The organism is Rhizobium sp. BK289 (genome assembly GCF_014193575.1).
GTDB classification, from domain to species: Bacteria; Pseudomonadota; Alphaproteobacteria; order Rhizobiales; family Rhizobiaceae; genus Rhizobium; species Rhizobium tropici_C.
Window position 1 is genome coordinate 740160 of sequence record NZ_JACHZO010000001.1, and the last position, 23337, is coordinate 763496.

Consider the following 23337-nt stretch of genomic DNA (forward strand, 5'->3'; position numbering starts at 1 on the left):
TATGTTATCGATAACATTCTATGTCAAGGGAGGACATGAAAGATGGACAAGCCGTCAATTCTGCAGATTGGCCCCTATCCGCAATGGGATCAAGAACCGCTCGATGCGGCATTTCAGGTTCATCGCTATTTCGAGGCCGGCGACAAGGCGAAACTGCTTGCCGACGTCGGACCATCGATCAGGGGCATTGCCACACGCGGGGAACTCGGCGCCAACCGGGCGATGATCGAGGCCTGTCCGAATCTCGAGGTCATTTCGGTCTATGGCGTGGGCTTCGATGCCGTCGACCTGCAGGCCTGCCGCGAGCGCGGCATTCGCGTCACCAACACACCCGACGTCCTGACCAATGATGTCGCGGATCTGGGGATTGCCATGATGCTCTGCCTGTCGCGCGGCATGATTGGTGCCGAAACCTGGGTGCGCGATGGCAGCTGGGCACAAAAGGGGCTCTACCCCCTCAAGCGGCGCGTCTGGGGTAGGCGTGCTGGCGTGCTCGGCCTCGGCCGCATCGGCTTTGAAGTCGCCAAGCGCCTGAAGGGTTTCGATATGCAGATCGCCTATTCCGACGTTGAAGCAAAACCATATGCATCGGACTTAACCTTCGTGGCCGATGGTGCCGAATTGGCGCGACAGTCGGATTTTCTATTCGTGACGCTCGCCGCTTCCGCCGCGACCCGGCACATCGTCGGCCGTAAAGTGATCGAGGCGCTCGGCCCGGAAGGCATGTTGATCAACATTTCCCGGGCCTCCAATATAGACGAAGAAGCGCTGCTCGACGCATTGGAGGCCGGCAAGCTCGGATCGGCCGCGCTCGATGTCTTCGAAGGCGAGCCGAAGCTCAATCCGCGTTTCCTGGCGCTGAACAACGTGCTGCTGCAGCCCCACCATGCCTCCGGCACCGTGGAGACGCGCAAGGCGATGGGGCAGCTGCTGCGCGACAATCTGGCAGCCCACTTCGCCGGCCAGGCTCTGCCAACACCCGTTCTTTGAGGAGGAAAAGATGAAAGCCATCGTCGCTCACGCCGCCAAGGACGTGCGGATCGAGGATCGTCCGGAGGAAGAACCAGGCGCGGGAGAAGTGAAGCTGAAGCTCGCAACCGGTGGCGTCTGCGGCAGCGACCTGCACTACTATCATCACGGCGGCTTCGGCACCGTGCGCCTGAAGGAGCCGATGATCCTCGGCCACGAAGTCAGCGCCACCGTCATCGCTCTCGGCTCCGGCGTGCAGGGCCTTGAGGTCGGACAGCTCGTTGCCGTCTCCCCTTCCCGCCCGTGCCGAACCTGCCGCTACTGCCTGGAGGGATTGCCCAACCAATGCCTCAACATGCGCTTTTATGGCAGCGCCATGCCCTTCCCGCATATCCAGGGCGCATTTCGCGAGACGCTCGTCGCCGACGCCATCCAATGCGTGCCGGCTGATGGCCTGACGCCGGGCGAAGCGGCGATGGCGGAGCCGCTGGCCGTCACGCTCCATGCCACGCGACGCGCGGGCGAGATGCTCGGCAAGCGCGTTCTCGTCACTGGCTGCGGCCCGATCGGCGTCCTGTCGATCCTTGCCGCGCGCCGGGCGGGTGCTGGCGAGATCGTGGCCACCGATCTTTCCGATTTCACCCTATCGCTTGCCAAGCAGGCCGGCGCCGACAGGATCATCAATACGAAGAATGAGCCGGAAGCTCTAGCCGCATATTCCGCCGACAAGGGCACCTTCGATGTCCTGTACGAATGCTCGGGAGCCGCTGCCGCACTGGTCGGCGGTATTGCAGCGCTTCGCCCGCGCGGCATCATCGTGCAGCTCGGTCTCGGCGGCGATATGAGCCTGCCGATGATGGCGATTACCGCCAAGGAATTGGAGCTGCGCGGCTCCTTTCGCTTCCATGAGGAGTTTGCGGTCGGCGTCGATCTGATGCGCAAGCGTCTTATCGATGTGCGGCCGCTCATCACGCATACCGTGCCGCTTGCCGAGGCGATCAGCGCCTTCGAGATCGCCTCGGATCGAAGCAAGGCGATGAAGGCGCAGATCGTCTTCGCCTGATCGTTTGCGATTGTGCGACCTCCCTTGGATCGGCGAGATCCGAGGGAGGCGTCATCCTGTTAATCGAGATCGGCGCCGATTGCCTTGAGGGCAGCGCGTGCCACCTGCTCGTCCTGTTCGCCGGAACCCGATCCGACGCCGATGCCGCCGACAAGCACGCCTGAAACGCGGATCGGCAAGCCGCCGCGCAGGCCCGTCATCCCGCCATGCGTGGCAATCGCCAGCGGCACCCTGGCATGCTCCGGCAAGGAGTGGCTTGGCGCACCGATGGAGGCGGCGGTCTGCGCCTTGGCCGCGGCACTTTTCAGCGACTGGAAGCGTGAACCATGCATGCGGAACGAGCCCAGCGTCACGCCGGACTGATCGACGATAACGATACATTGTGGCTGCCCCATCTCGGTGGCAGCGGCGATGGCCGCCGTCAACAGTGTCATTACGCCTTCGTCGCTCAAGACACTCGACGTCAGAACATGGCTCATGCAACTATCCTCCCGCTTGCGGACTCAATTTAGTATGTTATCGATAACACGTCGGTCTCCAGATGTAACCTTATGGGAGGTATTGTCACAATGTCGTTCTTCGAGATCATCGATCCGGCCTTCGGGAAATTCATCCTCGGCAACGCCCCCGTCAAGCAGATCGCCACCGGGTTCGACTGGGTGGAAGGGCCTGTCTGGTTCGGGGATCTGAATTGCCTGCTCTTTTCCGACATTCCCAATAATCGCATCATGCGCTGGGTACCGGGCGTCGGCGTCAGCGTCTTTCGCGAGCCTTCGAATTTTTCGAATGGTCATACGCGCGACCGGCAGGGTCGGCTCGTCAGTTGCGAGCATGGCGGCAGGCGGGTGACGCGTACCGAATATGACGGATCGATCACGGTCGTTGCGGACAGCTATCAGGGCAAGCGGCTGAACTCGCCGAATGACGTGATCGTTGCCTCGGACGGCGCCATCTGGTTCAGCGATCCGCATTATGGCATTGCGACGGACTATGAAGGTCATAGGAGCGAGCAGGAATTGCCCTGCAATGTCTATCGTGTCGACCCCTCCGGCACGGTCACCGCCGTCCTGACGGATTTCAATTGCCCGAATGGACTGGCATTCAGCCCCGACGAGAAAAAGCTCTATGTTGCCGATACCGGCCGCATGCACGGCAGCGACCCGCAGCACATTCGCGTCTTCAATGTCGGCGAAAACTGGCAGTTGTCCGGCGGCGAAGTGTTTCACGCGATTTCACCGGGTTGCGCCGATGGCATGCGCCTCGACAGCGACGGCAATCTCTGGTCTTCAGCTGCCGATGGTGTGCATTGCATCGCGCCCGATGGTCATCTTATGGGCAAAATCCTGGTGCCGGAGACCGTCTCCAATCTATGCTTCGGCGGCCGTGGCAGGCACAAGCTCTTCATCACGGCGACAACCAGTGTCTATGCGATCTCGCTCAATCGGAGCGGAGCGCTCTGACGGCAGGCGCAACGCGTTGCGAAAAACGAGAGTGGGAACGCTCGAAACAGGCAAAACCAAGTCGATACTATCAGCGCAAATCGATCCGCGGCACGGAGGGCGTGGCTACGTGCGCAATCGGTGCAATGTTGGCCGATGCAAGATTGGCCGACAAGGCAAGCGCCTGCCTGCGGGCAGCATCATGAAGCAGGTTTTCCATCCTGGAGACGGATATGCGATCTGCGCGCATGACCTGGCGGATCAGCGGATCTTTGAGAACTTCGGCGATCGTCAAGTCCCTATGGGTCATGGTTACCTCCTGTTCGCTGGAGCAGAAGATAAACAGTTTAATTAGCAGCGCGATGTCAAAAGACGGACAAAAACAAGGCAGTTCGTTCGATTTTGTTACAGAATAATTGCAAAACGAAAGGTGAAACATATTCCCAAACCGCAACAGGACCCTAGTTGTCGGTTGTAGAAAGGTCGATCGGTGGCGATCGGCCTGGATGGGAGGTCCGTTTGCTCCGCGAAGGTGCAACGTTTTTGCAATAATTTAGGATATAATTTTGCAACTTTTGCGTTTATCATCGCGCGGTGCCGGGGCTCTGCAGTTTAAACATCAACGATCGGCCGCGCCATGTATTCAGATCAGACCACAGAAGATGAGCGCCTCATCTATCATGCAGATCTTCTCAGTCAGCTTTCCAATCCCAAACGCCTCGAGGTTTGCATTCATCTCTCACGCCAGGAAGAGGATGTGAACAGCCTGGCCAAGAAGCTGGGAATATCGCAATCGGCGCTAAGCCAGCATCTGACGCGACTGCATCATTCCGGTATCGTAAAGGTGCGCCGCCAGGCGCAATTCAGATATTATACCTGCGATCACCCCGGCGTTCACCAAATCCTGAAGACATTGTCGAAGCTGTTCGATGCCGAACTCGGGCCAATGTCGCCGGACGCCGAAGACAAGGATGCTCAAGGCAAGAAGTCGTGATGGCAGCTTGTCGCCCTTAAGGCTGCAAGGCTCAAGGGTGAGGAATGGCCAAAGCGCAACGGCTCAAACGCCGCGCTTGTTGCCCCAAATCAGCACGTGCAATTGCGGCAACACTCTCGCTTCGAACCATCGGTCGCTGCTGACCTTGTCCACGAGCCAGCGCATGCGCTCGACGATGCCCTCGATATCGACGATAGCATCATCGGCTTCCGGCGGTGGCGGCGTGTGATTGCCGGGTTGCAGATAAAGCGGCAATTCGGGATAGCGCGATGCGGCCTCCCGCGCATAGGCGTAATCGACGTCGTCGAACACGACGATCTTCAGCGCGACCTGCGGCTTGCCAGCCGCCATGCGCAGACAGTCGTCGAATGCGCCCCAATCCGTTGCCATGCCGCTCGACGGCGGCTTCGGGCTCAGCACCAGCACATCCAGTTCGGCGAACCAATCCTTCGCCAGGCTCCCCTGCGTTTCCAACGCGAAACGATAGCCTTCGCCATGACCACGCGCGATCAGCGGGCCGAGGGGTTGGATTGCGGGATTGCCGCCGGAAAGCGATATCGTCAACGGCTTGCCGCCGGAAAGCCGCGTCACGTCCGACCAGATCTCATCAACCGACATCGGCAGCCACTGATCGCGATACTCGCTATCGACTGCGTGCAGCGTATCGCACCAGGAACAGCGGTAGTCGCAGCCGCCGGTGCGCACGAAGATCGTCGGAAGGCCGATCAGAATACCCTCGCCCTGGATCGTCGGCCCGAAGATCTCGCTGACGCGAATGCGCACTTCGCTCATGGCCGGTATTCCGCCCAGGTCTTCGGCGTCTCGCTGACGCGCACCGCCGATGTCTCGGGCAAGCGGGACTTGCACCAGTCGTAGAAATGCTTGGCCAGATATTCCGAAGTGACGCGGTCGTGGCCGAGCACGTCGTTGAGATGACGATGATCGAATTCACTGTCGATATAGCGCTTCAGCGGCTGCAGTTCATGATAGTCGCGCACAAAGCCGTTTGCGTCGAGCTCGGCGGCGGAAAGCTCCACCACGACGATGTAGTTATGCCCATGCATGCGCGCGCACTGATGGTCGTCAGGAAGATGCGAGAGCTGATGCGAGGCGGAGAAGTGAAACTCCTTGGTGATGCGGAACATCACTTTACCTCCGCCGCGACGAAACCCGACGTCGCCGATACCCAGAAATCCGGGTCTTCATAATCGGTGGGATCCGCGATGCCGGCGATATGGAAGGCTTCGCGCCGCTCGACGCAGGTGCCGCAACGGCCGCAATGGCGTTCGCCGCCCTTGTAACAGGACCAAGTCTCGGCAAAGGGTGTTTGATGCCGAGCGCCATCCGTGACGATATCCGCTTTCGAGATGGTCACATAGGGTGCGTAGAGGGAAACGTTTGCATAACCATCGAGTGCGTGGTTCTGCATCTGCTGAAATGCATCGATGAAACCGGGACGGCAATCCGGATAGATGAAATGGTCGCCGCCATGAACGGCAACGGCAACCGCATCCGCCTTCTGCGCGGCCGCGAGCCCGAAGGCGATCGCGAGCATGATAGCGTTGCGGTTCGGTACGACCGTCGCCTTCATGGTTTCTTCGGCATAATGCCCGTCCGGCACGTCGACGTCATCGGTCAGCGCCGATCCGGTGAGATGTCTGCCGATTCCGGTGATATCGATGATCTGGTGAGGGACGCCAAGGCGCGCTGCGCAAGCAGCGGCAAAGTCGAGTTCCTTGCGATGCCGCTGGCCGTAGTCGAAGGAGACGAGGCCGATAAGCTGGTGTTCGGCTGCGACCTTATGGGCGAGCGAAACGGAGTCCAATCCGCCGGAGCAGATGACGATAGTCTTCATAAAACAGGATCCCTTGTTTTGACCGGGTGGGCTGCGACCGGATTTCTTGGCTCTTTCGAAGCCATGGCGGGTCTGTAGCAGCAGAACTCGGAGGAAACAAGGCACCGATAATATTTCACGACAACACGCCGGCGAATGCCGGCGCGCTGGTGGCAATTGCCAGGGAGTTAGCTGACGCCGGCAAATTGGCCGGAGATATTCAGGTCCGGATAGTAATCGGCGGGCTTGCCTCCAACAGTCTGGCCGCCGGTGAGGCCGCCTTGGACCTCCGGCCCGAAGAACGAATAGGGAAAGCTCGGCTGCAAGGCGCTGATCTCGTCGAGACGGCGGCGCAGCTCTAACGGTATCGTGAAGTCCAAGGCGCCAAGATTGTCGTTCAATTGCTCAAGCTTCGTGGCGCCGACGATGATGGAGGCTATTCCGGGTTGAGTCATCGCCCAGTTGACCGCCACCTGCGCCATGCTGCGCCCAAGTTCTGCCGCCACCTTCTCCAACTCGGCAACGATGGCCCAGTTGCGATCGGTAAATTTTTGAAAACCGGGATTGGTGGTGCCGCGGACCGTCTCAAGCCGGCCCGCCGTCTCTCCCTCGCCGCTGGGGCGATATTTGCCGCTCAAGAGGCCGCTTGCCAAAGGGCTCCAGGCCATGATCCCCGCGCCATAGCGTGTGCCGAACGGCACGAACTCGTTCTCGATATTGCGCTCAGCCAGTGAATATTCGAGCTGCAGCGCCGAAATCGGCTCATAGCCGCGATGCTCGGCAACTGCCTGGGCACGGCTGGCGTACCAGGCGGGCACATCGGACAGGCCGACATGAAGTACCTTGCCGGAGCGAACGAGATCGTCGAAGGTGCGCATCACCTCCTCCGGCGGGGTCAGGCGATCCCAGCAATGCAGGAGATAAAGATCGATGTGATCCGTATTGAGCCGCTTCAACGAGCCTTCGACGGCCCGAAGTATGTTCTTGCGGCCATTGCCGGCCGCGTTCGGCGTACGGGCGGTCAGGTTCATGGTGAACTTGGTTGCGATCACCGCATCATCGCGCAAGCCCCGTTCGGCGATGAATTCGCCAAGCCACGTTTCCGACGTGCCGCCCGTATAGGCATCGGCCGTATCGAAGAAATTGCCGCCGGCATCGACATAAGCATTGAAGATGGCGCGTGCCGCCGCCTTGTCCGAACCCCAGCCCCATTCCGTGCCGAACGTCATGGTGCCAAGGGCAAGCCGCGTCACTTTCAGGCCGCTGTTGCCAAGTGTGTAAAACTCCATGCTCATCTGTATGCTCCTCTTTGACACCAGTCCGAGTTCGATGATCGAATGAATGGGCTGTAATTTGTGATGCATCCAATTTCGCTGCTTTTTGGTCATTCGATAAGACCATTCAATTTGCATGCATTATGCGATATCATGCATGAATGGACCGGGATCTGCTGCCACATCTGCCTATTATCGCCGCGGTTGCACTCCGGGGTGGATTCGCGGCGGCTGCCAGTGAGCTGGGAATGAGCGCATCGGCCGTCAGCCATGCAGTGCGGCTGGTGGAGGAAAGGCTCGGACAGCCGCTTTTTGCCCGCACGACGCGCAGCGTGGCGTTGACCGAGGCAGGCAGGAGCCTGATTGGCACCATCACCCCGGCGCTGCAGGACATCCATGAGCGCATCGAGCGCATAAAGGCCGTCAAGGGAAGGCCAAGCGGCCTCTTGCGCATCAATGCGTCGCGCGTTTGCCTGCCGCTTGCGCTCACCCGCGTAATAGCCGCCATGGCCGAGCGCTATCCGGAAGTCGAGATCGAGGTCTTCTCCGATGAGCGGCTGACCGACATCGTCGCCGAGGGTTTCGATGCCGGCATACGCATCGGCGAAATGATTGCACAGGACATGGTGGCCGTGCGCCTCACCCCGCCTTTCCGATCGGTCATCGTCGCTTCCCCCGGCTACATCGCACGTTTCGGCCGCCCGAATACGGTTTCCGATCTTTCCAACCATAATTGCATTGGCTATCGCCTCATGCGTTCCGGCGGTCTCTATCAATGGGAATTCATCGAGAACGGGCAGGATGTAGCGGTTGCGGTGAGCGGCCAGGCCATCGTCACGGAATCGCATTCGGCAATCGAACTGGCATTGGCCGGCGTGGGGCTGGCCTATGTCTTCGAACCGCTGGTGCAGCCGGAAATCCAATCCGGCAGGCTTGTTCAGCTTTTGAGCGACTATGCCGTCACCGAGGCCGGCCTTTTCCTTTACTTCCCGCGTCGCGCCGAGCTGGCGCCAAAGCTCCGGGCCTTCATCGACACGGTGCGGCAGATCGGCCGCGAGTCGCCCGCTCGTTAGGCGGGAGCGCTTTTCAGCCTCAGCCCTTCCAGGGAATAGTCAGATTGCGCAGGTATTGTACCGAATGCGCACCAAACGGATGGTTCTGCCTCTATCGAGGTGAATTGACGTTGCCGTTTTTGATGACACCCGGCAGTCATAGACGGAAGGCTCGCCAAGAATCCGATTAAGAAGTTTCGCGGCCTCCATCCATCGGCTCCCCAAGTTTGATGGGCGGTTTCACGGTCAAGACATGAGGAACCAGTGCAAGACAGCCCTAAAGGAAAACTCCCCAGTCCCATCGATGTAGAAGTTGGCAAGCGCATCCGCGCGCAACGGCGCCTGCTAGGCATGAGCCAATCGGCATTGGCCGAAAAGCTGGATCTGACGTTCCAGCAAGTGCAGAAATATGAGAAAGGCACCAACCGCGTCGGCGCAAGTCGCCTTCAACGCGTGGCGGAGAGCCTCGGCGTTCCGATCTCGCATTTCTTCGACAATCCGACATCGGACGGCCATGCTTCGACGCATGAGGCGCACGCGCTCAAGAACGACCTCGTCAGGTTCCTTTCATCCGAAGAGGGCGTCGAACTCAACCGCGCCTTTGCAAAGATCAAGGATGCAAGGACACGTCAAAAGATCGTGGGCCTGATCAAATCGCTTACCCTGGCCTAGATCGTTCTTATGTCCTTGGCGATCGCGGTCCCTGTCGTCAGCTCGTAATGCGTGGTGTGCGAATGACTTTCAGGAACAGGGCGTTCATGGCGTCGGAAATGCCCTGTGTCGGGCTGACTTCGAAGTAGAGGCCAGGCGAGGCGCAGTTCTGCAGATTGGTCCCGATCTGCGATTGGAAGGGTGCGATCCATTGATTGTACCAGCCGTTGGTCGGCAGGGGAAAATAGGTCGTGTAGAGGATGGCGATCTTGATGTTCTGATTCTTCAGCGGCTGGCAGAAGGCAGTGGCGAGCGGCTCCTGGCAACGCCCGTTCGTGGTTGGCTTGGTGCAGGTGGTGGGCTTGTTGCTGTCGCCGACGCCGTCAGTGACAAGAAAAAGAACCTTCTGACGATCGGAACCGGTTTTACCGCTGCCGCCGTTGCCGATGATCGGCGCGAGCTGCGTCAGCATCGTATCGAAACTCGTATCCTGGTCGTTGTTATAGCCTTGTTTGGGAACAGCCATCAGGTCTACCGCACTGGTGGCTTTGCTGACCTGCGCCATATCGGATAAGAGCGGCGATACATTGGTCAAGCCAATTTGCGTGGCGTCAGGACCGAACGTATAGACGGCCATTCTGTATTGATCGGATGTTACTCGGTTCCTCACGGCAGTATCGGTCAGAGACTGCGTCGCCTGACGAACGACGTCGATACGCGTATTGATCTTCAGTACATTCTTCGCAAGATTGTAATAATCGTTCGTTGAATTTTGAATATGGCACGCAAAGGCGCAGCTATCCGGCGTGTTTGTCACCATCTTTTGAATATCGCCCAGGGTAGCGCCAATACCCATGGAAGGCGTATTGTCCAGCAACATGTAGAAATCCATGAAATTCGCCGTCTGATACTGCGCGGATGCCGAACCGCTGACGGGAATGGATGTCTTGCCGATGACCTGACTGAGCGTAGTCGGCACGTTCGTAGAAAAATTGACCGTCGAAGAGACGATATTGCCGGTGCGCGTCACCGCAGCGCTGACGTTGACTGATATGGCCTGAAGATCGCTGGATGTTTGGCCGAAGAAGAGCTTGTTGGCATCATCCTGACCGATCGTGACGGTGCCGTCCTTCGTCATGGCCATGGCAGCCGCGACTGCCGGGGATGAATCTGCGATTGCGCCGACTGCGGCTGCATCCGCAGCGTTTTGCAATTCCGTCCTGACGAGCATGGCATTGGTGACATCAAGCGCCAAGCCGCCTGCCGCGATCAGCGGAACAGCGACCAGGGCAGTCGTCATCCCAAAGTTGCCCGATCTCTCCGCGAGCAATTTTCGCAAAAGCCTATGCATTGCATCGAACGACTGCGAGCGAATCCAGAATTTCCTCAGCAAGCAAGCTCTCTATTATAAAAGTTGCATTCTCAAAATATTCACCAATTTTAAGTATTATCATTTTCAGATATACTAATTAATAGTATCACATGGAAATATTGAAATTCCGATAAAAGCTATATCTCTATTTTATATTGTTAACTTCCACGGAAAATTTACCAAAGCCCGAACTATGTTTGCGAAACCACCTGACGGAAGAACGAAATAAAAATCTCTTTTGTCCGGAAATGATGCCCGCTTGAACTGCAATCGGTGGCTCCGCGAAAAAGTAGTATAGCCAAGGTTGAAAACCCGGGTAGAGCTGATCGTGGAATAACGCCCCTGTTGCAGTCTTGATGAAAATATCTTTACCCGATTTTCAGTGTTCACCCGCGAAAGCAGTCGCGTTGATTTTAGACGGGCGCTCTGGTTGAGGGCTCCCCTCACCTATTGACCATAATTGGGATTTTTTGCGTGCGCGTTCTTTCCTGCATTTTCACGGAACACAATCTGTGGCTTGTCCTTCTTGCAGCATTTGTCTGCGTCAGCGGCGGATGGATTACGTTCGGCCTGCTGCGGCAAGCGGGAAAGACGCGCGAACTTCAACGGGGCGGATGGATTTTCCTGACAGCCGTCGCGGCAGGCTCCTCGATCTGGTGCACGCATTTTATCGCCATGCTGGCCTATCAGGTCGAGGCGCCGGTCACCTTCGATCCGATCCTCACCATGGCCTCCTTTCTCCTGGCCGTGATCGGCTGTGCCTTCGGTTTCGCAATCGCCCTGTCCAGCCTGCCGCGGGTGGCGCCGGAATTTGGAGGTGCCATCGTCGGCCTTGCGATCGTCGCCATGCATTACACCGGTATGATGGCCTATCACGTCGATGGCATTGTTGAGTGGAACGAGGGTTATGTCGTCGCCTCCGTCGTGCTTTCGGTGATCTTCGCTGCGCTGGCCCATCATCAGGCGATCCGCCGTCCCTGGCATTTTTCGGGATTTGCGGCACTTATCCTCTTCGTCGTTGCCATCGTGTCGCTTCACTTTACGGCGATGACAGCCGTATCGGTCACACCGCTGGCAACCGGCGCGGGACTTGCTGATTCCTATGCGCTGAAGGCCATGGCCGTGGCGGTTGCCGGCGGCGGGCTCATCATTATCGGCACGGGCGTCGCAAGCTATATGATCGATGAGCGCGCCTCGCGTGAATCCATCCAGAAGCTCCAGCATATGGCACTGAATGATCTGCTGACCGGCCTGCCCAATCGCGGCAGCTTCGCCGATTATCTTCAGGGCGAAATGCAGCATGCCGAAGAAGACGGCGCAAAGCTTGCCGTGATCGGCATCGATCTCGACCGCTTCAAGGAAATCAACGACCTGCGCGGCCACAAGGCCGGCGATCAGGCCCTCAAGGCAATCGGTCGGCGGCTTGCGCGTCTCGTCAAGGATGGAGAGTTCGTCGCGCGTGTCGGCGGCGACGAGTTCGCAGCAGCCAAGCGGTTCCGGAGCCAAAGCGAGCTTCTGGATTTCGTGGCTCGCCTGGAAAAGACCCTGTTCGAGCCCATCCGCATCGATGATTTCGAAACGGCGACCGGCGCGAGCATCGGCGTCGCCATCTATCCAGATGACGGCATCGATCAGGAGCGCCTGGTCAGCAATGCCGATCTCGCCATGTACCGCGCCAAGGCCGATGTCGGTCGTGCGGTCTGCTTCTACGAGTCCAAGATGGACGAGGCGGCGCGCGCCCGGCACACGCTGGCGCAGGATCTGCGACGCGCCGTCGAGTTGGATCAACTCGAACTGCATTATCAGGTACAGACCTCGGTCAGCACCGGCGAGATCTGCGGCTATGAGGTTCTGGTCCGCTGGCATCATCCTGAGCACGGCGCCGTGCCACCCTCGGAATTCATTCCGATCGCGGAAGAAAGCGGCACGATCCTTATCATCGGCGAATGGGTGCTGCGCACCGCCTGCAAGGAGGCTGCATCATGGGACAAGCCCTACAAGATCGCCGTCAATCTCTCGCCGGTACAATTCGCCCACGCGGATCTTGCCCGGCTGGTTCACTCGATCCTTCTCGAAACCGGCCTGTCGCCGACGCGGCTGGAGCTGGAAATCACCGAGTCCACCATCATCGCCGACAAGAGCCGCACCCTGCATGTGCTGCGGCAGATTCGGGCGCTCGGCGTCACCATTGCCATCGATGATTTCGGAACCGGATATTCGTCGCTCGACACACTGCGCTCGTTCCCATTCGACAAGATCCAGCTCGACCGGTCCTTCATGAACGAAGTGGACCAGAGCATACAGGCAAAGGCGATCGTTCGCGCCGTGCTGACACTCGGCAAGAGCCTCGAGATTCCGGTTTTGGCGGAGGGCGTGGAAACCGATCACCAGCTGGAAATCCTGCGCGTTGAAGGCTGCGACGAAGCGCAGGGCTTCTTTCTTGGCCGCCCAAAGCCCGTCGCACAGATCTTTCAAATGACGGCGGCCGACCAGGACGAAGCATCACAATTTTCCGGCCGCGTCCCGCCACAACGCATGCGTCGCCGTTAGCAATATTCTGGATGTAACGGCATGCGAGCCGATCGTCCGGAGCGCATGTCTTGCGCTCCATCGCTATCCCGGAGCTACACGACGCCGCGCGGCAACGTCAAATCGAACGATCGCCGGTTTCGCCGATCCATTCATCTGCGAGCTCGATCGCCACGGCGGAGCGTATATCGGCGGCATTGGCGGCAGCAAGGAGCTCGTAGCGGCCGGCGGGCGCGCGGAAGGTCTTCGTTGCCTCATCGAAATAGCTGAGGTCACGAAACCGTACGACCAGCGACGCCGTGCCCGTTTCGCCGGGCGCCAATCGCAGCTTGGCAAAGGCACGCAGCTCCTTTTCCGGGCGTTCGATCAGGGAATCGATTGCCCGCACATAAAGCTGCACGAGTTCCGAACCCGTTCTCTCGCCAATATTGGTGACGTCGATCGTAACCACGATGCCGTCTAGGCCCATCTGCGTTGCCGAGGCTTTTGCCTTGTCCCAGGAAAAGCGTGTGTAGCCGATACCGAAGCCGAAAGGAAACAGAGGTTCGATACCGCGCGTATCATGATGACGGTAGCCCACGAAAACGTCTTCGGCGTATCGCACATGCCCGTCCTTTCCGGGATAAACCTGCGGATCTCCAACCATGGCGCAATTGTGCGACAGGCGCTTCGGGAAAGTCTGCGGCAGGCGGCCGCCGGGCTCGACATCGCCGAACAGCACGTCGGCAACGGCATGCCCCAACTCCTGGCCGGGATACCACATTTGCAACACGGCCCTGACCTTGTCGATCCAGGGCATTTCGATGGGACCGCCGGTCTGCAATACGACGACGACGTTGGCGTTGACGGCCGCCACGCGCTCAATCAATTCCTCCTGCCGGCCAGGCAGGCGCATATCGGGCAAATCGAGCCCCTCGGTATCCCACTCGCCGTCACGACCGACAAAGAGCAGGGCGATATTCGCATCCTCGGCCTTTGCGACAGCATCCAGCATATCGGCTTCACCGAGCGGCTTTTCGACGCCGAAACGGACCGCCGTCAGGTTGATCCCCTCCTCGCTCGTCGCCGGCGAACAATATTCGACGATTATCTGGTATCGCTGGCCGGCCTCAAGATGAACAGCCTGCCGCTGCTCGACATTGGCCGTGCCGAAATAATTGTCGCCGCGCGACCAGCCGTCATGGCCATTCACGACGAGCTTGCCGTCGACATAAAGCCTGGCGAGGCCCGCGTTGGTCATGCCGAATAGATGCTCGCCGCTTTCCGTCGGAATGTAGGAAGCTATCATGCGGGCGGAGAAATCGCTGGGATCGAGTTCCGAAGACGGCAGCTCGAACCAGAAGAACTCGCCCTTGTTTGCCGTTTCGCTTGCCATTACCGGGCCGGCGAGATCGCGGCCCTTGAAATATTCCACCCGCATCTCGCCGGAAAAGACGTTGATCAGCCGATTGTTGCGGCAGGCTGCTGCATAATGAATGCTGTTGGCATTCGACAGCGCCTCGCGGATACCCTCAAGCGGGCTGACTTTATAATGCGCGGCAATCTGGGCGCTGCCGCCGCCCATGACGCGGGCTTCGGCCGCATTCGGTCCGATGACTGCCAGATGCCCGAGCCCTGCTTTCCGCAGAGGAAGAATGCCGTCATTCTTCAAAAGGACTGCACCTTCGGCGCCGAGCTGACGGATCAGAGCCCTGTCCTCCGGTAAATCCAGCGCATGCTCGCTCAAATCGGGTGCCTTTTCAAAAGCGCCTACACGCTCGAGCAGCATCAAAATGCGGCGAGCGGCTTGGCGCACCGTCTCCGCCTTGACCTCGCCGTTGCGCACAGCCGCCACAAGCTTGTCGCCGCGGTCGCGCGTCGGGCCCGGCATTTCCAGATCGAGTCCTGCATTGACCGTTGGCGCCGTCGAATGCGAGCCGAACCAGTCGGACATGACGATGCCGTCGAAGCCCCATTCTTCCCGCAGAACCTTGGTCAACAGCCAGGGATGCTCGCTGGTATAGGTGCCGTTCAGCCTGTTATAGGAGGACATGACCGCCATCACCCCCGCCTTTTTCACCGCTTGTTCGAAGGGCGGCAGATAGATTTCGCGAAGCGCTCGCTCACCGATATCCGACGACATCGTCTGCCGCTCGATCTCGGATTCATTGCCAGCGAAATGCTTGATGGTGGCGGCGATACCCTGGCTCTGCACGCCCTGGATATAGGCGACGGCGAGTTCGGCCGTCAGCACTGGATCTTCCGAATAGCATTCGAAATTGCGGCCATTCAGGCCTGACCGGTGAATATTGACCGTTGGCGCCAGGAGTACCGATGCACCCTTGCTCCTGGCCTGACCAGCGAGCGCCACGCCCATGCGCTGGACGAGCGCCGGATTCCATGTGGCGCCAAGCGCAATGGCGACGGGAAAGCAGGCGGCGTTGACGCCGGCAACCAGCGAGCCCGCACCGCGCGCGCCGTTCGGGCCATCCGTGACCTTGATCTTCGGAACACCAAGACGCTCGACCGGCACCGTGGTCCAGAAGTCGGCGCCCGACAGCAGCGAAACCTGCTCTTCAAGCGTCATCCGGTCGAGAATATCGTCAATCATAAAACCTCCCGAACTATGGCTGGTCGCTTCCTCGCCACGGATTGGCGGAGTTTCGCGTTTAGCACAAACAAATCATAAACGCGCCTGATGATCTTCTGCTAGTCTGATATGTTGATGAAATCACATATCTTTTCTCGTCCTCGGTCAACGTCATAACAGCCAGAGATCATAAATTCTGCGGCTGGATCGGACGCCTTCGTCCGCACAACGGCCAAAAGAACCGGTTCGCTAAAATGCGAATAATCTTCTTTCGAATAAATTTGACCGCATCGGATTTCATGAGCCCAGTTCATGGAGCCGAGTATGCGTTCGTTCCTAGTCGCTGCAAGCTTTCTCTTTGTTACCGGTCTGTTGTTTTCGACGGCCACAACTGCGAAACCTGTGGCAAACATCACTACCGTGCACCCGCACCAGTTCGCCCGTGTGGTGGCGGATGCAAGCGTGCCGGTCGGCTGGACCAGCTTCTGCAAGGCTCAGCCCGCCGAATGCGAAGCTGACCGGAAGAGCGAAGAAGCCGTTGCCATCGACAGCCAGCTCAAGGGGCAGCTGCAGCAGATCAACAGCCTGGTCAATCGCGAAATCCAGGGCATCGGCGATAACGACCATTACGGCATCTACAAGCTCGGCATTATCAACTGGTGGACCTATCCGGACGACGGCGCCGGCAACTGCAATGACTATGTCCTGCTGAAGAAGAAACTGCTCGTGGAGGCCGGCTGGCCGCGCTCGGCCCTTCTGCTGACGGTCGTTCTGGACACGCATAATGAAGGACATCTCGTGTTGATGGCCCGCACGAATGACGGCGACCTGATCCTGGATAATCTCACCGATACGATCAAAGCCTGGGACGCCACGGGCTATACCTTCATCAAGCGCCAGTCTGCCGATGATCCGAACAAGTGGGTTCGGCTTGAATCAGGCCGCACGCCCGAAGAGCTCGCAATGATCAGCAAGGCGCTGGCCGCTCATTCGCAGTGATTGGCAGACCAATAGGTATCGACAAGGCTTTTGCCGTCCTGGTCCAGAATGGCGAAATCCCCTGGGATGATCACGAAGAAACGTTGACCAATCTTGGGACTTCCGGCGTCATCACCCGCTGAAGGGTCGATCCGCCCGCAAACGACGAAGCCGGGCATTCGTTCGCTTGGTTTGGCCGCCAATATGTGAATGGCAGCGGGCGGCACATCTATTCGTCGCGCGACCGCCGCCCTGGCCAGGTCTGGTGCATCGGCCATCGTCGGCACTGCATCACCCGGCGCGGCCGCAAGCAGAATGCTGCCTGCCATGACGAGATGTTTCACCAGCATTCTCCCGCACCCAGAATGACGCGGCTGCAACCCGTTGCGGTGAGATCGCCGCAGGTCTCTACAGCCGCCAGCTGCTCTGCGGAAAGTTTATTGTGATTCGCGGGGCGGCAGAAGAAGCCGCGCTTGTCTTCGCATCTCGATCGCGTATGAAGATTGTCCCCGTGCCGGGGAACATTTTGAAAGTCATCTTGCGAATGCGAACACGCCTGTCGACACTCCCGGCACTCGGTTTCCTTTTTGTCCTCGCCCTGACGAATGCCTGCTTCGCGTATGAGCTCGTGCGCGTTCCTCCGGGCAATCGCGACAATGTTCAGCCCCCCATACCCAACACCTCGGTGCTGCGGGCCAAGGCGTTCAACACGACCTATGAGGAAAAATACCAGAAGATCGTCGGCGTGCTGCGTGAGGACGAGAACCTGATGGCTTCGATCAAGAAGGCCGCGGCAGCCTATCAGATCGATCCTATCCATATTGTCGGCGCGCTTGTCGGCGAACATACCTACAACATCACCATCGTGAACAGGGTGAAATCCTATTACATCAAGGCGCTTGCCTATTCGCAATCCGACTTCAAGTTCGCCTACAAGGACGTGACCGTCCAGACTTTCCTGAAGAAGCCGGAATTCGCCCATTGCGATGCCTTCACGGGTAGCGCCGAACTCTGGGAATGCCGTGACGAAACCTGGGACGAGAATTTTCGCGGCAAGATCATCGACGGCGTCACCTATGAGAACATGACCTTCCAGCGCGCCTTCTTCCAGCCGTTCTTCGCGGGCCAGACCTTCGGTCTCGGCCAGATCAGCCCGCTGACCGCGCTCGAGGTCACCGATCTGGTGCATGCCACCAGCGGTTTGCCGAAACTGTCTGTCGACGACCCTCAGGCAATCTACCGAGATATCATGGACCCCGATCGCAGCGTGATCTATATCGCCGCGATCGTCAGGGACGCGATCGATGCCTATCGCGCCCAAGGTTTCGACATCACCGGCAATCCCGGTTTGACGGCAACGCTCTATAATGTCGGGCAGCCGCGACGCCGCGCACTTGCCTTGCGGCAGGCAGCGGATGCTTCAGGCGGCAAGAAGCTGCCGGAAGAGAATTATTATGGCTGGCTGGTAAACGACCGGCTGCCGGAACTGCGCGGCTTGCTGGGAGAGCGGTAATCGCGGGAGAGGTCTCGCAAAGTTCTCGAATCTGATCGCATCGGATAGCTCACGCGAGCAGGGTGACGCGGCCGTTGGCGATCTTGTTTTCGACCCAGAGCCTCTCGCTCTGCCAATCGTGCCGCTTCCATCCTTCCCAGCTGAAGCCGCACAGTTTGACGTCCCAATCGGACAGCGGAAACTTCGCCAGCGCATAACCGATGCCGAGGAAACCCGTGCTGGGAAAGACTTCGCGCATCCGAGGCCTGGCAATGCCGAGCTCGTTACAGCTGTCAACATAGGTCTGTGGCGGCATGATGCGGATTTCCTTGCCGACATTGCCCATCCGTTCGATCGCCTGCATCGTCCAATCGGCCTTCTGGCCCCGCAGGCGCTGAAATATGTTGGGGCGCGGATGATATTTGCGAATGATGTTCGGATGATAAGCCAGCATCAGCACCTTGGCTGCCTTCAGTGCCGCATTGTCCAGGAAGCCGGGATCGAGCAGCCGCCGATACAGGATCTTGCTCGACGCGGCCATCATGATCATATCGGTGCGCTCGCCGCTCATGCCCCCGGCAAGGTTCGGCTCGTTGAAGCGCATCACGAATTGCGCGTCGTCCACGACCCCTGAGAGATCGCGCTCGAGCTCAGCATTCCCAACGATGATTGCAGTCTTGCGCGCCAATGCGGTTGTCCAGCGAAATACGGCCGTGAATTAGCAATGCCGTCTGACAGAGCCCTGAAACATTGATGATGCGGAACTGAAATCAAATTTGAACTGTTTGCCAAATACGCACGTTTACCGCCCCCGCCGGCCAACGATAAGAAGAGAGGCCTTCTGGCAGAACTCGCCAAAGCTCCGTAAACTGTCGCTTTCAATGCCGGGGCTAGTTCGGGTGGACAGTTTATGAAGCAAACGGATCGCATGAACTCGGCGTCCAACATCTGGGAGGCTGATCCATGGGATGCTTCCGACAAGCTGGCGGATTTACAATTCGCCGGATTTGAGGACAGGGCAGCCAAGGCAATTAGCTGGGCTTCGATACTCGATGCCGGCCAGTCGGTATTCGGCACCGAAATAGGAGACCTTCGCGGATCAGATGTTGAATTTTATGCGACCTGCGACGGTGAAGACATGCTTTTGATGCGGCTGATGTGGCATGGGTTTCCCGATCCCCCCGAATGGAGGTTGGCGACGCGACCCAGCAACAGAAATGATCTCCCTTGGGCCTCGTGGGGTTATTTTGCCGACTTACCGGAAAGATGGCGAATACCGAATATGTAAGCGGCATCACTCCAGTAATCCCGCATGAATACGCCGAAAGATAAACCAGCCTTCTTCGCCAAGCCTACAGGAAATACCGGAACTTCAACGGCAGCAGCGCCGTACCGATCGCGCTGGCATCGCCCTGCGTTTCGCTGAGAACCAGCCGCGGCCCATGCGGCGCAACGCCATAACGGTGCGGGCGTTGCGAGGGCAGGTTCACGCGCTCGATCATCATCCGTCCGAGGGCCGGCGGCAGCTGGCCGCCGAAGACGATCGACTGCGGATCGATTACTGCGGTCAGCGTGGCAATCAGGCGATCGAGCATCGGCATGGTTTCGGAAAGCCAGCTCTCCACGCCCGGCCAGGAAGGATCGAAGGCTTGCTTCAGTTCCTCAACCGAGCCTATCTCGATACCGTTCTCGCGCAATCTGCGGATAAGATATTGCAGAGCTGGCCGTCGCGGCGCCTCATCCGGGTTGTAGATGACGCTGAACTCGCCTGCATTGCCGTGGAAACCGAAATAAGGCCTGCCCTCAAGAACAAGACCGCCGCCAAATCCGTAGTTGAAAGACAGATATGCGAAGGTCGGGCACCAGCGCCCGACGCCACGCAGGCTTTCGCCGATAGCGCCGGTCGTCGCATTGTTTTCCAGCCAAACCGGAAGTCGGAACACATCCTCGAGCTCCGGCTGCAGATCGATCAGCGACCAGTCCCGCAAAGGTTCCGGCGCATTGAAATGACGATCATCGCCGACGAAGAAGCCGGACATGGCGAAGCCGAGGCCGATAAGGCTTTCGCGCGGTATTTCGCATCGCGTCAGGATCGAGTTCAGTTTTCGGGCAAGCGCAGTCAGCGTCGCCTTGCGGTCACCAGGCACTCCCTGAAGCGTCTCCTGACCGACAATATCGCAGCCGAAATCGGCAACCGACAGTATTACGGCGTCGGTATTGACGGAAATGCCGATCGAGTAAGCAGCCTGCCTTGCCAATTCGATCGTCGGGCTCGGTTGCCCGCGCGTGCCCTTGAGAGGCGCACCGGCGCGGAGCAGACCCCGCGCCATCAAGGTTTCGACCAGGCGGTGTACCGACTGTTGTGTCAGATTGGTGTGGGCCGTTATGGTCGCGCGCGGGATCGGCTCATGCCGGCGAACGATATCGAGGATGAGGCGTTCGTTTCCGCTTGCCAGTGGGGATTTCTCAAGCACTGTCATGACTGCGATTCCAACCCCTTTGAACTCGCCTTCCCTCTTATATCCATGCCCGCAATCCGGCCCGTCCAACATATTCGAGGCAGCCGTCATAAATATTACACTTTATGTGTATTAATAGCCATGGAGGCGACCGGTGCCAATGAGCATCGCGTCGGCGCGCAGCCAACGGCGTCTGCATTCCATGACGGACATCACGCGGCACATACCGTCAGAACGATCACGAAAGCCACTCCCCATGCATACTGCCGCCTCGCCCTCGCCCCGTCTTTCGGATATTTATGATCTCCTGTCCCGGGCCAATTCCGACATTCTGACGATCGCGCATCGCGGTCTTTGGTCGGCGGCGCCGGAAAATTCGCTGGCATCAATCCGCGCTGCTGCCGAACTTGGTGTTGAATTCGTCGAAATCGATACGCAGACAACAGCCGACGGCCATCTTGTCGTCATTCACGACAAGACGCTGGACCGCACCACGTCGGCCAAAGGTGTCGTTGACGCAAGCACGTTCGAGACGGTCCGTGACGCGCGGCTGCGCGCCGGCGCGGGTGGGCAAACCGCTCACGTGACGGATGAGCGTGTGCCGACGCTCGAGGAAGCACTTGAAGAGGCGCGCGGGCGCGTCTTCGTCAATATCGACACGAAGTTTCCGCATGAATTGCCGCTGGTCATTGACACCGTTCGACGCCTCGGCGCCGAGGATCACGTCATCATCAAATCGGATGTCGAGCCGCAGAGCGACAACTTCCCGGTTCTCAATGCCGATTGGTTCGGCTCTATTCCGCATATGCCGATGTTTCCGGTCCGTCCCGGGAAGTTCATCGAGGACCTGCGGGCAATCGAAGCACTGCGTGCGCCGGTGATCGAGGTGAAGTTTACCGACATCGCAGATCTCATCGCGGGCCGCGACGAGCTGGAACGCCAGAACATCAGACTGTGGGTCAATACGCTCGACGTCTCCTACAATCTCGACTTCAATGATAGCCGCGCGCTTGAAGACCCCGAAGGCGTCTGGGGAACGCTTATCGCCGCCGGCGTCGGCGCGATCCAGACCGACACGAATGTCGAATTCAAACGCTGGCTGGCGGGCCGTTAAGCCTGAGCAGATAAAATAACGCTAGTCGCAACCGGCGCCGACCAAGCCGAGCCCTACCTGCGCGAGATAGGTCTCCAAGGTCTCCATATCGCCGCTCGCGACAATGGCACCAATGTAGCCATCCGGACGTACCAGTATCCAATCGCCGGCGGCAGGGGCATAGGCGTCACGGAAGTGACCTTCGTCATCGAACATATCACCCTTCGAACCGAATATGTGAATATGCATGCCCCGACGCGGAGGCACGGCCCCTCGCTCTACCTCATAGCCGAGCAACGTCCAGTGCGCCCCTTTCAACAAATCGAACAGCCGAATGCTTTGGCCGGCTGCACCACGGATCGGTGCATCCGGCGCACGGTCGCCGGCAAGGAGACCGCCAATCCGGCTTGGCTGCTCCAGCGCAAGCGAGGATTCGGGATAACCGATATCGAGTTGATGGACCTCGCGGCCACGACGCATGTCGCCACGCTTTAAGGCATCGAGAAGTTTTGTCGCCAGGCCGAGCATTGCTGCGGCGACCGGCCTGCGTTCCTCTTCATAGGTGTCGAGCAGTGTCTCGGGCGCACCGTCGGCGACCGCGGCCAGCTTCCAGCCCAGATTATAGGCATCCTGAATGCTGGTGTTGAGGCCTTGACCACCAGTCGGCGGATGAATGTGAGCGGCATCGCCGGCGAGGAACACGCGACCAACGCGGTAGCGATCGGCCAACCGTGCATTCATGCTGTATGCCGATGCCCAGGACACGGATTGGATATGAATATCATTGCGATTGGTGCGCTCCGCCACCATGGCTGCCAGCCCTTCGACGGAAAGATCGATATCGCCTTCGAGAGGGATCGGGCCTTGAATCTGAAACATCCCAGTCCCGGCGAGCGGACAAAATGCTATCTGCCGCGCCATGTTTCCTTCATTGAAACGATGCCAGGCGTCGCGAGTGAGACCTGTCAGCACGACATCAGCCACGATGGCACGCACACCCAGGGTCTTGCCCGGGAAATCGATGCCAAGCACATGGCGCACGAAGCTGCGGCCACCATCGGCGCCAACGAGCCAGCGCACGCGCAAGATCTCGTCGCCGGCCGTGCCCGCAACATGCGCCGTCACACCATCCGCGTCCTGTCCGAAGCCGACCAGTTCCCGGCCGAATTCGGGTCGATGACCCAGTTCCTCCAGGCGTTCGCGCATCAGGCCTTCGGTCAGAAACTGAGGCACCATCAGCGGAAGATGGTAAGGCTCGGAGGCCGTCGGGGGCTCATGCGTCATCGCGTCGGAGTCGACATAGCTGCCGTCATCGCGATGTCGCCGTTCGGGCGGATACGATCCGCCGATCGCGACGAGCCTGTCGAGGATACCGAGATCTTCGAATATTTCCTGCGTTCGCGGCTGAATGCCCTTGCCGCGCGAGCCGTGGAACGGGCCACCCATCTTCTCGATCAGGCGGAAGGAAATGCCTCTTCGCGCCAGGTCGATCGCCAGCGCCAGACCGGCTGCGCCCGCACCGCAAATCAGCACATCGGCTGCAAATTCCTCTGTCATTTCGCCCTCAAT

General features: G+C 58.9%; 23 protein-coding genes. 11 read left to right on the top strand and 12 right to left on the bottom strand.

The genetic code is table 11. The features are described from left to right. Window positions 1-42: 42 nt before the first annotated feature. Window positions 43-990 (top strand): 2-hydroxyacid dehydrogenase, encoded by a 948-nt coding sequence (locus FHT84_RS03380; protein ID WP_113250265.1) that lies wholly within the window; start codon window positions 43-45, stop codon window positions 988-990. A 10-nt stretch (window positions 991-1000) separates the two neighbouring features. After that, window positions 1001-2032 (top strand): L-idonate 5-dehydrogenase, encoded by a 1032-nt coding sequence (locus FHT84_RS03385; RefSeq protein ID WP_113250266.1) that lies wholly within the window; start codon window positions 1001-1003, stop codon window positions 2030-2032. A 59-nt stretch (window positions 2033-2091) separates the two neighbouring features. On the opposite strand, the gene FHT84_RS03390 is transcribed toward FHT84_RS03385, so the two are convergent. Next, window positions 2092-2511, bottom strand: a complete 420-nt coding sequence (locus FHT84_RS03390; RefSeq protein ID WP_113250267.1) for a heme-binding protein — start codon at window positions 2509-2511, stop codon at window positions 2092-2094. Between the two features lie 90 nt (window positions 2512-2601). Here FHT84_RS03390 and FHT84_RS03395 point away from each other — a divergent pair, with 90 nt between their 5' ends. Further along, on the top strand, window positions 2602-3492 hold the full coding sequence (locus FHT84_RS03395; RefSeq protein ID WP_113250268.1) for an SMP-30/gluconolactonase/LRE family protein: 891 nt from the start codon (window positions 2602-2604) through the stop codon (window positions 3490-3492). A gap of 70 nt (window positions 3493-3562) precedes the next feature. Here FHT84_RS03395 and FHT84_RS03400 read toward each other — a convergent pair whose 3' ends face one another. Next, on the bottom strand, window positions 3563-3781 hold the full coding sequence (locus tag FHT84_RS03400; protein ID WP_113250269.1) for a hypothetical protein: 219 nt from the start codon (window positions 3779-3781) through the stop codon (window positions 3563-3565). A 327-nt stretch (window positions 3782-4108) separates the two neighbouring features. Between FHT84_RS03400 and FHT84_RS03405 the strand changes: the two genes are divergently transcribed. Further along, a complete protein-coding gene (locus FHT84_RS03405; protein WP_113250270.1) occupies window positions 4109-4465 on the top strand; it encodes a metalloregulator ArsR/SmtB family transcription factor in 357 nt (118 codons plus the stop codon). Window positions 4466-4528: 63 nt separating this feature from the next. Here FHT84_RS03405 and queE read toward each other — a convergent pair whose 3' ends face one another. The 4 genes from queE to FHT84_RS03425 form a co-directional block, all read right to left on the bottom strand. Then, window positions 4529-5257 carry a 7-carboxy-7-deazaguanine synthase QueE gene (gene queE, locus FHT84_RS03410; RefSeq protein WP_112345073.1) on the bottom strand — a complete coding sequence of 243 codons (729 nt, stop codon included), beginning with the start codon at window positions 5255-5257 and terminating at the stop codon, window positions 4529-4531. Continuing rightward, window positions 5254-5610 (bottom strand): 6-carboxytetrahydropterin synthase QueD, encoded by a 357-nt coding sequence (gene queD / locus FHT84_RS03415; RefSeq protein WP_112345074.1) that lies wholly within the window; start codon window positions 5608-5610, stop codon window positions 5254-5256. The genes queE and queD overlap by 4 nt, the downstream gene beginning before the upstream one ends. After that, window positions 5610-6320 (bottom strand): 7-cyano-7-deazaguanine synthase QueC, encoded by a 711-nt coding sequence (gene queC / locus FHT84_RS03420; RefSeq protein ID WP_113250271.1) that lies wholly within the window; start codon window positions 6318-6320, stop codon window positions 5610-5612. Before queC ends, queD begins: the two co-directional genes overlap by 1 nt. Window positions 6321-6487: 167 nt before the next feature. After that, a complete protein-coding gene (locus FHT84_RS03425) occupies window positions 6488-7594 on the bottom strand; it encodes an aldo/keto reductase (RefSeq protein ID WP_113250272.1) in 1107 nt (368 codons plus the stop codon). Window positions 7595-7734: 140 nt separating this feature from the next. On the opposite strand from FHT84_RS03425, the gene FHT84_RS03430 reads away from it, so the two are divergent. Further along, a complete protein-coding gene (locus FHT84_RS03430) occupies window positions 7735-8646 on the top strand; it encodes a LysR family transcriptional regulator (protein WP_183760830.1) in 912 nt (303 codons plus the stop codon). 243 nt (window positions 8647-8889) lie between these two features. Continuing rightward, window positions 8890-9297 carry a helix-turn-helix transcriptional regulator gene (locus FHT84_RS03435; protein WP_112345078.1) on the top strand — a complete coding sequence of 136 codons (408 nt, stop codon included), beginning with the start codon at window positions 8890-8892 and terminating at the stop codon, window positions 9295-9297. 37 nt (window positions 9298-9334) lie between these two features. On the opposite strand, the gene FHT84_RS03440 is transcribed toward FHT84_RS03435, so the two are convergent. Continuing rightward, window positions 9335-10627: a pilus assembly protein TadG-related protein gene (locus FHT84_RS03440; RefSeq protein ID WP_113250274.1), complete on the bottom strand. Its 1293-nt coding sequence runs from the start codon at window positions 10625-10627 to the stop codon at window positions 9335-9337. Between the two features lie 495 nt (window positions 10628-11122). Between FHT84_RS03440 and FHT84_RS03445 the strand changes: the two genes are divergently transcribed. Next, window positions 11123-13198 carry a bifunctional diguanylate cyclase/phosphodiesterase gene (locus FHT84_RS03445; RefSeq protein ID WP_113250275.1) on the top strand — a complete coding sequence of 692 codons (2076 nt, stop codon included), beginning with the start codon at window positions 11123-11125 and terminating at the stop codon, window positions 13196-13198. 97 nt (window positions 13199-13295) lie between these two features. Here FHT84_RS03445 and FHT84_RS03450 read toward each other — a convergent pair whose 3' ends face one another. Beyond that, the gene (locus FHT84_RS03450) at window positions 13296-15767 is read right to left on the bottom strand and encodes a glycoside hydrolase family 3 C-terminal domain-containing protein (RefSeq protein ID WP_113250276.1); all 2472 of its coding nucleotides are present in this window, start codon (window positions 15765-15767) and stop codon (window positions 13296-13298) included. A 303-nt stretch (window positions 15768-16070) separates the two neighbouring features. Here FHT84_RS03450 and FHT84_RS03455 point away from each other — a divergent pair, with 303 nt between their 5' ends. Beyond that, window positions 16071-16745, top strand: a complete 675-nt coding sequence (locus tag FHT84_RS03455) for a transglutaminase-like cysteine peptidase (RefSeq protein ID WP_113250277.1) — start codon at window positions 16071-16073, stop codon at window positions 16743-16745. Here the strand turns inward: FHT84_RS03455 and FHT84_RS03460 are convergent. Beyond that, entirely contained in the window at window positions 16733-17074 is a 342-nt protein-coding gene (locus tag FHT84_RS03460; RefSeq protein WP_210260429.1) for a hypothetical protein, read from the bottom strand. The two genes, FHT84_RS03455 and FHT84_RS03460, sit on opposite strands and share 13 nt — an antisense overlap. A 194-nt stretch (window positions 17075-17268) precedes the next feature. Here FHT84_RS03460 and FHT84_RS03465 point away from each other — a divergent pair, with 194 nt between their 5' ends. Then, window positions 17269-18237, top strand: coding sequence for a DUF1402 family protein (locus FHT84_RS03465; RefSeq protein WP_183761270.1), 969 nt, complete (start codon window positions 17269-17271; stop codon window positions 18235-18237). Between the two features lie 49 nt (window positions 18238-18286). Here the strand turns inward: FHT84_RS03465 and FHT84_RS03470 are convergent, their stop codons facing one another. Further along, window positions 18287-18904 (bottom strand): hypothetical protein, encoded by a 618-nt coding sequence (locus tag FHT84_RS03470; protein ID WP_113250278.1) that lies wholly within the window; start codon window positions 18902-18904, stop codon window positions 18287-18289. 222 nt (window positions 18905-19126) lie between these two features. Here FHT84_RS03470 and FHT84_RS03475 point away from each other — a divergent pair, with 222 nt between their 5' ends. Then, a complete protein-coding gene (locus tag FHT84_RS03475; RefSeq protein ID WP_113250279.1) occupies window positions 19127-19504 on the top strand; it encodes a hypothetical protein in 378 nt (125 codons plus the stop codon). A 64-nt stretch (window positions 19505-19568) separates the two neighbouring features. Here FHT84_RS03475 and FHT84_RS03480 read toward each other — a convergent pair whose 3' ends face one another. Continuing rightward, on the bottom strand, window positions 19569-20696 hold the full coding sequence (locus tag FHT84_RS03480; RefSeq protein WP_113250280.1) for an ROK family transcriptional regulator: 1128 nt from the start codon (window positions 20694-20696) through the stop codon (window positions 19569-19571). Window positions 20697-20931: 235 nt separating this feature from the next. Here FHT84_RS03480 and FHT84_RS03485 point away from each other — a divergent pair, with 235 nt between their 5' ends. Then, window positions 20932-21789 (top strand): glycerophosphodiester phosphodiesterase family protein, encoded by an 858-nt coding sequence (locus FHT84_RS03485; protein ID WP_113250281.1) that lies wholly within the window; start codon window positions 20932-20934, stop codon window positions 21787-21789. A 21-nt stretch (window positions 21790-21810) separates the two neighbouring features. Here FHT84_RS03485 and FHT84_RS03490 read toward each other — a convergent pair whose 3' ends face one another. Further along, on the bottom strand, window positions 21811-23325 hold the full coding sequence (locus FHT84_RS03490) for an FAD-dependent oxidoreductase (RefSeq protein ID WP_113250282.1): 1515 nt from the start codon (window positions 23323-23325) through the stop codon (window positions 21811-21813). Window positions 23326-23337 lie beyond the last annotated feature (12 nt).